A 10,431-nucleotide genomic window follows, 5' to 3' on the forward strand; every position below is an offset into this window, starting at 1 on the left:
GCGCACGGCCTCGGCGGCAGCGGCGGCAGCGGCGGAGCTGTCCGGGCGGCAGGCGGCATCCAGCAGTTCCCGCAACGGCTCGCGGGCCTGGAGGTCACGCTCCCGCGCTGTCCGGTGTGCGTGCGCAGCGCGCGTCATGTCCTCTAGGCGACGAGGCACCCCTTCGATCCCAGCAGCCCGGAACACCGCCTCCACGTCGTTGAAAACAGTGCTCAGCGCAGCGAGCCCAGCCAGGTCCTCGTCCTGCGGAGGGCGGCCGTCCATGACCGTATCGGTGACCTTCTCCGCGGTCTGGCGGGCCCCTGCCAGTGCGGACTCCAGCTGCGCACACGCCTCCTCGGGAGCTGTCCCAGCCTGGGCTCCGGTGTTGTCGGACGCTGTCGCGGTCTCCTCGTGCGAAGTACCGGCGTCCGCTGCTGCGGTCCGCGGTGCAGGGACACTGGTGCCCGGGCGGTCGGTGACGGCAACGGCCCCTGGTTCGCTGTCCTCCGCGAACGCCAGCCCGGCGTCTTCCGCGGCTCCTAGAACGAAATCAGGGTGTGCCTCCACGAGGGGCCGCGCCGCGGCAGCGACGGCGGTGAGCCGGGCCGTCTCCTCGTCGTCGGTCGTCGCCCCGAACCAGTCCTGGTCCGCCGCCCAGCCAAGGATGTGGGCGTCGGTGACGGAGGCATTGCACCACGCGAACACGGTGGCCCGGACCAGCGTTGCGCCCCACCGGGCAACAGGGTCGGGGACCGGCTCCCCGTCGTGCGCCAGGACGAAGTCGCCGACCTGGTTCATCACGGTAACCGTGAGTCCCTTGATCCCACATGTGCAGGTATGCTGCCGCGACTCGCGCCGCAGCCTGGTGAGGACGTCCCGGCACAGGGCACTGCTCACCCGTCGAGGGGCCGACATGCGGATGCCCAGACTGGTGAGCAACTCCTGGCGGTGCTTGGGCCGCAATGAGTTGAAAGCGAGTTCCACCATGTCCGCCGTGAGGTCGTTCAGGGCGGCGACGGCCGGGGATTGCAAGGCGTTGAGCGCGGTGGCCAGGCCTTCGAGGTCCTCGGCTGAGACGCTCGGCGGGGACCACGGCGGTCCTGTGACGACGCGGTAGAAGTCCTGCATGTACACGCGCTCCGTTTCTTTCGGTGACGGGAGGTGCCTGTGGGTAGCGGGAGGAAGAGAGAGGCGAAGCCCTGGATGCGCGAAAGCCTTGAAAGGTCAGCGGCCGCGCGCGTGCTCGGTCACGAACGTGTAGCCGTACGGAAGTTCCCAGCCGTCCGCCTTGCCGAGTCTGCGGCAGTGCTCCCTGAAGGCCGCGCGCTGAACGTCGCTGGGCAGACACCCCGGCCGCAGGCGGCGCAGATGACCTGCGACGAGCTGAGCGCCGCGCAGTCCCTCACCGCCCGGCTCGCCACCGCCCCACGGACGTATCACCCGCGGCCTGGCGGGGCGGTAGCCAATGAGGGAAATCATCCGCTGTCCGTCACGCGGCGGGAAGTGTGGCTGCCCCCAGGCGTCCCGGCTGCCCAGGTCCGGCTCCAGAAGACGTTCCGCGAGCAGTTCCGCGATGGCCGAGTCCAAGGCGGCGGCCTGCGACCGGGCCGGTCGGCGCCCATAGACCGCGCTCGGCAGGACCGACCGGTCCATCAGGGCATGACCGTCCAGGGTGAGCAGACCGCAACGGCGCACGGTGCGCATCACCAATTGCCGGGGGCCCAGCCCGACCGCGCTGTCACCGTGGCGGCTGCTGCCCGGTACGTCCTCCCTGGTGAGCACACGAGGGTCGTAACAGTGCCCAGTCTCCCGTTCACCGGCCTGCACCCGGCCCTTCAACCGCATCGTGGCCAGTCGAATCACCGTGTCGTCACGGAGCCGACGCAGCTCCAGCATCAGGCCGGGGAAGAAGTCACCGGGCCAGACGATTCCCGTCAACCGTCCCGAACCGTATCCGAGTTCGGCCGCGACGTACTGCACCGCTTCCTTCTCGTCCAACGTCGCACCAGCATGGTCGAGTTCGAGGCGAAGCATGGAGTGCGCGCCTCGGGGCCGGCAAAGGTCCTGCGCGACGAACGGGTACAGGGGAATCCAGCCGCCGATGAGATGGGCCAGCCGCAGGGGCGCTCTCCAGACGATCTCCTCCGCGTCGCTTCGCAGGAGTTCACCGGATCCGAGGGCGTCGTCGTCGGCGAGGGGCGCATCTACCGGTTCCAGTTCCACTTCCGTTTCCGGCTCCGGCGCTGCGGGCAGTGTGGAGCTCCAGCCGCGCCCGGCCGGGCCCAGGGGGTCTCCGGGCGCCTCTGCGTCACCGGGAGGGTGGGATCGCCACACTCCTCCCCCCTCGAAGGCGTCGTCGAGGGTGACCCGGCAGCCGTTGCCAAACAGGCCCTGGTCGCTGTCCCCTTGGACCACGTCGGCGAGCGCTACGTTCGCCCGGCACACCGCAGCGGCGTACCCCACTTCCCTGAGCCGTTCCTCCGCCCCGGGAAAACTGCGGAGTCGTGGTCCGACCGCTGTGTACACAGTGCCCGGAGCGGCGAGGCCGTGTCGCCGCCTCGCCGGGGTGGCCGCGTGCTCGACCGCGGCCACGAGAGACCTGAGGTCGTCGCCGCCCAACGGTCCGGTGTCCCGCCAGCACTCCGCGAGGGAGGTACGGGTCATGGCGTAGTGGCCCCATGTGCGCAGCACTGCACTGGAGTTGAGGACACCCCGCACTGTGTCGAGGAGACCGAGCAGTCCCGCCCGCAGATCGTCGTCGTGCGTGCCGCCCACCAGGGAGGCAAGGGAAACAGGGACGAAGGGACTGAGAAGCTGTTCCCGAGCCGTCGTCAGGAGATGGTCCGCGTAGGCCGTCAGATCGTCGCGCCGGGCTGCTTGCGAGGACGAATAGCACACGTCGACGACGACATGCCCGTCCTCATTGATCCATCGTCCGCGCGTGCGTAAGCGATGAAGCTGAGCCGGTGACAGGCTCAGTGCCGGACCGAAGGCGTGAAGGTCCGGCACCAGTAGTTCCCTGCGCCGTGGTTCGGCATCTGCACCCGGCCTACCCGAGCCCTCGGCGCCCGCAGGCGCCCCCGACACCCATGCCGGTACGTCACCGAGCGCGTCCACCTCAGGGTGCGCGCCCTCCCTGTAGACGATTTCGGCGTAAAGCGGGTCCGACCCGGTGGCGACACACACCATGGCCCCGACCGGGAGCACGGGAGCGCACTCACCGAAGGTGACGACGGGAAAGTCATCGAGGCACAGCGGGCTTCCGCCGTAGCCGTCGCCGCCGAGCTTGTACCCGAAGTACACGGCGTTGAAGGCGACCGTGGTGTGCACCGGCGCCGGACGGGCCGCGACAACGGCTTCGAGATAGCTCCGCAGCCGACTGCGTTCCTGGCCGGGGACGGCGTCGTAGCCCCCCGTCATGGCAGACGTCAGGAGAGCTTGGTCCCCGTACGGATCCGGCACCCCTGTCCGCTCGCGCTCTCCGACCCCTTTTGCTGACACATACGGGTCCCCACCCATGACACCTCCGCCGCATTACAGGTCGCCCCAGCCCACCTGCGGTGATTCCCGCAGAGTATGCCCATCCTTGGGTTTCCTGTGGCACTTTCATCACTTTGCGATGGCCCACGACGATCGAATCCGCCTACCGCGTTCACGAATTCCGTAGAACCGGAGCGCTGACGCCACGACCACCGGCCCGGCCGGAGAGGTACATCAGCGGCGCCGCCTGCCGCAGCAGTAAGGCTCTTTCCACCAAAGGCGAGCCAGCCACGCCATAGGCCAATCTCGTATCGGCCTGAGGGAAAAATCCACCCCGTGGACGGTAACGGCCGCCCACTGGCAGTCGCAGTCACCCATGGCAAGGTCCACGATGCAACAGGCAGAGCCCAGTGCATGGGCTGCTCGCACCGCCGCACCTCACCACACCCGTCGGTACCGGACCGCCGGTCACCTTCTGATGTGGCCGCCCATTGCCGCGATCCGTGCAACGGATTGGAAACGCAGGTGTCGAGCGCGCCCGGCTACGCCAGAGCAACCTACGAAAACCGCAGGTCAGATCCCTTCTGCATCAAGCTCCAGAATCGCCACGCACTCCACATGAGGCGCCCTCGCCTCGTCGGACGTCAGGAAACGGGGAACCAGGTCGCGAGGCGCTTGGCGATCGCCGGTACATCGACGCTGTCCTGCGCGACTGCCTCGATGAACGGGCCGGCCACGGAAACGGGCGGCGGGACGGTACTCGCACTCACGCCGTTGAACCGCAGGAAGACACGCATGGCGAGCCAGGCTGTGCGCTTGTTGCCGTCGATCAGCGCATGGTTGCGGGCAACGGAGTGCAGCAGCGCCGCAGCCTTCTCGTGCAGCGTGGGATACAGCTCGGCTCCGAACACGTTCGTCCGGGGTCGCTCGATCGCCGACACCAGAAGGCCCATGTCACGCACGCTGTGCTCAGTACCGTTGACCGTTCGGGCGATGGCCAGGATTTCGTCGACCTGGATGTAGCGCACGTCGGTCACTTCAGGTAGTCCAAGATCTCCGCATCGCTCTCCATGAGCTCGGCCAGGACGTCATCGACCTTCAGCTCGGCCCGGTCCTGGGCGTCGCGGATGGCCTCAATGGCAAGTTCCTGCTTGCTGCGGCCCTCCCGACGAGCACGCTCGGTGAGCTTGGCGTCAAGGTCGTCGGGAAGTCGAAGTGTCATCGCCATACAGAGATGATACCAGGTCGGTATCAAGTGGTGCGGTCGGGTCGCCCTCGGCTCCGCGGAGCGTGGGACCAGGCGGCCATGCACATCGCTACCGCGGAGGCCCGAGGACTCCCTTTCCAAGCGTCATCCGAGCCCCAAGAATCCCGCAGGAGCCACTGGAGGGCGTCGCCGTTGCAAGCACCTCGTTCACGAATTCGCAGGTCAGAGAGCTCTCAAAGAACGATCCGTCCGCTCGAACCGCTACGCGGAGTGAAACAGGGCGAAATCCACCAGAGGAGCAAAAACACAGGTCAGGCACCCTTGTCCGCAGGCTCCAGAATCGCCACGCACTCCACATGCGACGTCATCGGAAAGACGTTGGCCTGGGCGAGTCACGGAAAATCCCAGGTCAGGCACCCATTTCTCAGCTCGCCATCCTACGTGGGGACCTGGAGCGTCAAACGAGCGTCACAGCCGACAGCCAGTGAACAGGCCGCCAAAGTGCCCGCCGGAGCCAGCTACAGGTGCAGTTCCACACGGTTCACGATGAACCGTTTCTCCTTGGAGTCGAGGGCGAAGTAGACGTGTCCCACCTCGTTGGGCGAGACGGTGTCCCGTACCTTGGTGGGCCTGCGCGGGAGACCTCGCCCTGTCCTGGTGCACGCTGGTCACGCCACCCACCTACCGACCCACAGCGGCAGGCCCGGGCTCTCTCTGGGCGCCCTGTCCCGGCGCGACCTGCCCCGCCATCGCGACGCCGGAGAAGATCGGTGACCTCATCCTGATGTGCTCGGACCGCCCTGACCGAACGCCGTCCGTCCGACCCGGACCATGACACGCGCCGCCTTCTCGTAGCCGCGCAACGCTGTTTCCGGGAAGCCGCCCCAGGCGCCGGCCACGCCGGACTCCAGGACTACGTCGACCACCTCGCGGCCCGCCTGGACGACCCGCACCGACGACGCGACTCTCTTCCCTCTGCGCCGGATCGGCCCGTAAGGCCGCGGCAACGCACGGGGAAACAGGGGTCGGCCGAGGACCTCAGCGGCAACCTCGATGTACCGGCCGGGACGCGGCCGTGCGGGGCGGCGGTGGCTGCGAGTTCCGCGACGAGCAGCGCGGCGGTGTCGGATGCCTCGCTGCCGTGTGGCACGCCCCATACGTCGAGCTGGTGCAGCAAGAGCCGACGGGCGAGGTGCGCGCCACGCTGGGTGGAACTGAGCCGTTGGAGAAGCACAGCCGCGAGGGGTTGCGCATGGCCGGTCGTGGGAACAGACGATGCAGTCATCCGCCCGCGACGGCGGCGCTCAGCACCAGCAACCAGGTGCGCCGGCGCTGCCGGGCCGGACCCACGACCTGACCGCCGCCCGCACCCACAGGATCATCCACATCTGTGAGCGCCAAGGCGTCCTGATCCTCGCGGACATGGCCTACGTCGGTGCGGACGACCCGGCCACCACCGCGAAACGCCGCCCGCCGGGCGGTGAGCCCTCCCCCACCGAGCAGACGGTGCACCGGGCCCTGTCCGCGGCTCGGACGCCCGTCGAACGCGGAGTCGCCCGCCTGAGATCCTGGCTCATCCTCCGACACGCCCGCCGCAGCCCAACACGCCTCAGCACGATCACCGCCGCGATCCTCACTCTGGAGAGGCAACGCTGAAGGCTCACCGTCATGACGCCGATGCCCTCCAGGTCCTAGCGAAAGCCTAGAAACATGTCCGTCGACCAGACGTCCTGGCAAGCCGCGGTACGCCACTTGTACGAGGACGCGTACCCGTACGACGCCACGGGTCCGCGTCGCCACGAGAACTGGGTCCTCGACGTCCTTGCTCTGATGGCACGGGCCCCGGACCCCCGCGGCTGGACCGGTCTCGATGACGCGGCTCAGAACCCGGAGCACGAGGCGTCCCTCACGTATCCCTTCGTCGCCCACCCGCCGGAATACATCGCGAGGCGTCTCCAGGAGATCGATCGGGACAGTGCCGAGAACCTGCTCCTCGCCCTTACGGACGACGGCTGCACCCTGTCCAGCCTGAGTCGCTTCGCCGAAAGCGAGGCGGAGCTCCGGGCGATGACGCGCACGATCCTCACGCGCTACGGGGACTCCGCCAGTTTCCACACCAACGTCAACAAGCCCGGTCACATGAACGGCACGCTCGACTTCACATCATCGGGCTGGGCGTACAGCCCGCTGAGCGTGTGCTCGGAGGACTACGGCCTGATCGTCGTCTCGGACACCGAGGTGGGCATGTTCTGGAACTTCGCCGACTATTGAACACCGCCTGTCGCCGTGGGAGTTCGGCTCCTGACGAGGCAATTTGAGGGGATACCCCCGTGCTGACCCGTTCCGCCCCCTATCCCGACCGGGAGACCGCCCAGTGGGCCACCCAGCAGGTGGTGAACGCCAACGAACAGGCCGTCCACCGCTGGCTGGCCCAGAACAGCCGCAGGATGGCACGAACGTGGACAGCGTCGCAGGGCCGAGCCCTAACCTCGGGCCCCGAAGCCAAGGATCGGTCCGAAAACTTCCCCGGCCCCCGAACGAGTATGAGAGGGCTCCACGACGCTCGAATCCCGAGCTTCAAGACCCGAGCGCCGGAAGGGCGACCGCACAGCTACGCCGGAATCGCAGTCAACTCGACGACACCTGATCGCCCTTGTCCACGGCCCTGATCCGCTACCCACCACGCCTCATGACACGCCTTCCACGGCCCGGCTGCGGGAACCGCGCCCCGTCTGTGGTCGAGGAGCCCCGTCCTGAACGACCTCCCCCGTGATGACCTGGCCAGCAGGCTTGGCGAGTTCCAGGCCGGAGAGATACGTCTTGAGTCTTCTGGACATGGGGCGGAAGGTCGCGAAGGTGAGCCCGCCGGACACTGAACACCTGGCCTCCTCGGGAGCCCTCTGGGACTTCGGCCGCGTCAAGAGGCACAAGCGTGAAACAACCGAAAGCCGTTTCCCCAGGTCAGAGACTGGTAGTCGATCGTTTCCGCAGGTCAGCTGAGCGACTGGTCCCTTCTGGGACATCTGATCCGCAGGGCCTTCGACTCCACTTTGAGCGTCACCAGCCCTCGGCGTTGCCGCGTAGCTTGCAGCCTTGATGCCGCCTGACCTACCCAACAGGGCGCCTGACACCCCATCAGAACGAGCGTCAAATGAGCGTCCCGGGCGTCATTCCAGCGTCAAGATGTCCCCGTGCCGCCCACACCGCCCCTAACGCGCACGTTCAAAACCCCAGGTCAGGCGTCCTTCTTCACCGGCTCAAGGATCGCCACGCACTCCACATGATGCGTCATCGGGAACAGGTCGAACGCCCGCAGCGTCCGCACCCGGTAGCCGCCCTCCCGGAAGTACGCGATGTCCCGGGCCAGCGCCGCCGGGTCGCAGGCCACGTACGCGATGCGGCGGGCGCCCAGGCCCGAGAGGTGCTTGACGGTCGCCTTGCCGGCGCCCGCGCGGGGCGGGTCCAGGACGATCAGGTCGCACTCCGTGATGCCGGTGCGCGGCAGGACCTGGTCGACCTTGCCGTGCTCGATGCGGACCCGGTCGAGGTCCTTCAGGTTGTGCCGGGCGTCCTCGACCGCGCGCTTGCCGGACTCGATGCCCAGGACCGCGCCCTTCTCGCCGATCCGCTGGCCGATGGCGCCGGCGAACAGCCCGACGCCGCAGTAGAGGTCGAGCGCCATGTCGTTCTTGCGCGGCAGCAGGCCCTGCATGACCGCGCGGACCAGGGTGTCGGCCGCCTGCGGGTGGACCTGCCAGAAGCCGCCGGAGCCGACGCGGTACGTCCGGTCGTCGGCGCGCTCGCGGACGAAGGCGCGGCCGTGGACGCGGTGGACCCCGCCGTCCTTCTCGTCGACGCGGAGCACGGAGACGGGCTTGTCCAGCTCGACCAGGGGCAGGCGACCGCCCTCACGCGGGGTCAGGATGACCTGGCGGTCGTGGGAGCCGGTGGCGGAGATGGCCTCCACCGTGGCCATCTGCGGCCAGTCCTGCTTCTCGACGCCGAGCTCGGAGACGCCGGGAGCGGCGATCAGGCACTCGTCGATGATCTCGATGTCGTGGGAGCGGTGCTTGCGCAGCCCGACCCGGCCGTCCGCGTCGATCGCGTACTGGACACGGGTGCGCCAGGCCGGGACCTCGCCCGGCGGGAGCTTGTCGCCCTCGGCCGGCATGACCGTGCCGTCCCAGCCGGCCTCCTCGGGGGTGAGGCCCGCGAGGCGCTGGAGCTGCTCGGCGATCACCTCGCCCTTGAGCCGGCGCTGCGCACCGGGCTTGGCGTGCTGCCAGTCGCAGCCGCCGCACTTGCCGGGGCCGGCGTACGGGCACGGGGCCTCGACCCGGTCCTTGGACGCGTCGAGGACCGTGACGGCGTCGGCGCGCAGGAACCGCGAGTCGCTCGCCCCCTCGGTGACCCTGGCGACGACCTTCTCGCCGGGCAGTGTGTGCCGTACGAAGAGGACCTGGCCCTCCGCCGTACGCGCGATGCAGTGGCCGCCGTGGGCGACGGGGCCGACTTCGACCTCGTACTCCCGGCCGACCAGCGACTCCCCGGCCGGCGACGGGGTGGATTCGTTCTGCATGAGGGGGTGGCTCCAGAGATCGGGGAGAGGTACGGCGGACGGAACGGCCGGACAACAGCCCACCAGTCTACGTGGGCCTAGGCCGGCCGATTACCACGCGCGGTGCCGCGAGGCCAAGGCCAGGACCCGCTCAGGCCCTCGCCTCCCGTCGCCCTTCCCCGCCCCCGCCGCCTCTCAGCCCCTGCCGTGCGGCTCCTTGTGGTGCGGCTCCTTGCGCCGCGGTTCCTTGGGCCGACGCTCCACCGGCCCGCGCCGCACCGATCCCGGCGCCGTCCAGTTCGCCCGCCGCCGGGCCCGCAGCTTCGCCGCCTCGGAGGACTCCAGCTGGTACGGGACGGAGGTCACCATCACCCCCGGCGTGAACAGCAGCCGGCCCTTCAGGCGCAGGGCGCTCTGGTTGTGCAGCAGGTGTTCGTACCAGTGGCCGACGACGTACTCCGGGATGTACACGCTGATGACGTCGCGCGGCCGGTCCTTGCGCAGCGCCTTCACGTAGTCGATGACCGGCCGGGTCACCTCGCGGTAGGGCGAGTCGAGGATCTTCAGCGGGATGTCGATGCCACGCCGCTCCCAGTCCTCGCGCAGCGCCTTCGTGTCGGCCGGGTCGACGCTGATGGAGAGCGCCTCCAACTGGTCGGAGCGCACCAGCTTGGCATAGGCCAGGGCCCGCAGCGTGGGCCGGTGCAGCTTGGAGACCAGGACGATCGAGTGGACGCGCGAGGGCCGGATGGTGTCGTCGTCGGACGGGGCCTCGGGGGCCGCGATCTCCTCGGCGACGCGGTCGTAGTGCTTGCGGATGGCGGTCATGGTGCCGAAGAAGATCACCATGCCGAGCAGCGCGACCCAGGCGCCGTGGCTGAACTTCGTGGCCAGGACGACGACCAGGACCAGGCCGGTGAAGAAGGCTCCGAAGGCGTTGATCGCCCGGGAGCGGATCATGTGACGGCGCTTGGCCTGGTCACGCTCGGTCCGCAGGTGGCGGTTCCAGTGCCGCACCATGCCGGTCTGGCTGAGCGTGAAGGCGACGAAGACGCCGACGATGTAGAGCTGGATGAGGCGGGTGGAGTCCGCGCCGTAGATCCACACGAGCAGGATCGCGGCTCCGGCCAGCAGCACGATGCCGTTGGAGAAGGCCAGCCGGTCGCCGCGGGTGTGCAGCTGGCGCGGCAGGTAGCGGTCCTGG

General features: G+C 68.7%; 8 protein-coding genes and 2 pseudogenes. 2 read left to right on the top strand and 8 right to left on the bottom strand.

Features of this window, described 5'->3' with window-relative positions; all coding sequences use genetic code 11:
* From IH13_RS0102245 to IH13_RS43820, 5 genes and pseudogenes are all read right to left on the bottom strand, one after another.
* Positions 1-1,110 (bottom strand): annotated as a pseudogene (locus IH13_RS0102245) (hypothetical protein); the annotation flags it as partial.
* Between the two features lie 96 nt (positions 1,111-1,206).
* Complete coding sequence (locus tag IH13_RS0102250) at positions 1,207-3,402, bottom strand: hypothetical protein (RefSeq protein WP_234433194.1); 2,196 nt, start codon at positions 3,400-3,402, stop codon at positions 1,207-1,209.
* Between the two features lie 704 nt (positions 3,403-4,106).
* Positions 4,107-4,499 carry a type II toxin-antitoxin system death-on-curing family toxin gene (locus IH13_RS0102255; protein ID WP_031080573.1) on the bottom strand — a complete coding sequence of 131 codons (393 nt, stop codon included), beginning with the start codon at positions 4,497-4,499 and terminating at the stop codon, positions 4,107-4,109.
* Positions 4,496-4,690 (bottom strand): ribbon-helix-helix protein, CopG family, encoded by a 195-nt coding sequence (locus IH13_RS0102260; protein ID WP_031080575.1) that lies wholly within the window; start codon positions 4,688-4,690, stop codon positions 4,496-4,498. Before IH13_RS0102260 ends, IH13_RS0102255 begins: the two co-directional genes overlap by 4 nt.
* A gap of 755 nt (positions 4,691-5,445) precedes the next feature.
* Complete coding sequence (locus IH13_RS43820; RefSeq protein WP_199814587.1) at positions 5,446-5,622, bottom strand: hypothetical protein; 177 nt, start codon at positions 5,620-5,622, stop codon at positions 5,446-5,448.
* Between the two features lie 370 nt (positions 5,623-5,992).
* Here IH13_RS43820 and IH13_RS0102270 point away from each other — a divergent pair.
* Positions 5,993-6,325: pseudogene (locus IH13_RS0102270) on the top strand (transposase family protein); the annotation flags it as partial.
* Positions 6,326-6,379: 54 nt separating this feature from the next.
* Positions 6,380-6,940, top strand: a complete 561-nt coding sequence (locus IH13_RS0102275) for a hypothetical protein (protein ID WP_031080580.1) — start codon at positions 6,380-6,382, stop codon at positions 6,938-6,940.
* Between the two features lie 416 nt (positions 6,941-7,356).
* Here IH13_RS0102275 and IH13_RS41980 read toward each other — a convergent pair whose 3' ends face one another.
* The 3 genes from IH13_RS41980 to IH13_RS36545 all read right to left on the bottom strand — a co-directional run.
* Positions 7,357-7,506: a hypothetical protein gene (locus tag IH13_RS41980; RefSeq protein WP_324605159.1), complete on the bottom strand. Its 150-nt coding sequence runs from the start codon at positions 7,504-7,506 to the stop codon at positions 7,357-7,359.
* Between the two features lie 398 nt (positions 7,507-7,904).
* A complete protein-coding gene (locus IH13_RS0102280; protein ID WP_031080582.1) occupies positions 7,905-9,248 on the bottom strand; it encodes a class I SAM-dependent RNA methyltransferase in 1,344 nt (447 codons plus the stop codon).
* Positions 9,249-9,422: 174 nt separating this feature from the next.
* A partial coding sequence (locus tag IH13_RS36545; RefSeq protein WP_031080584.1) for an amino acid permease occupies positions 9,423-10,431 on the bottom strand: 1,009 nt, incomplete at its 5' end.

Origin of the sequence: Streptomyces sp. NRRL WC-3549 (assembly GCF_000721935.1) — a bacterium.
In the GTDB taxonomy this organism is placed as follows: domain Bacteria; phylum Actinomycetota; class Actinomycetes; order Streptomycetales; family Streptomycetaceae; genus Streptomyces.

Bases quoted from the DNA above. Each gene is read 5' to 3' on its own strand.
- IH13_RS0102250 (WP_234433194.1), bottom strand. From the start codon at position 3,402: ATGACGGGGGGCTACGACGCCGTCCCCGGCCAGGAACGCAGTCGGCTG.
- IH13_RS0102260 (WP_031080575.1), bottom strand. From the start codon at position 4,690: ATGGCGATGACACTTCGACTTCCCGACGACCTTGACGCCAAGCTCACC.
- IH13_RS0102275 (WP_031080580.1), top strand. From the start codon at position 6,380: ATGTCCGTCGACCAGACGTCCTGGCAAGCCGCGGTACGCCACTTGTAC.
- IH13_RS41980 (WP_324605159.1), bottom strand. From the start codon at position 7,506: ATGTCCAGAAGACTCAAGACGTATCTCTCCGGCCTGGAACTCGCCAAG.
- IH13_RS0102280 (WP_031080582.1), bottom strand. From the start codon at position 9,248: ATGCAGAACGAATCCACCCCGTCGCCGGCCGGGGAGTCGCTGGTCGGC.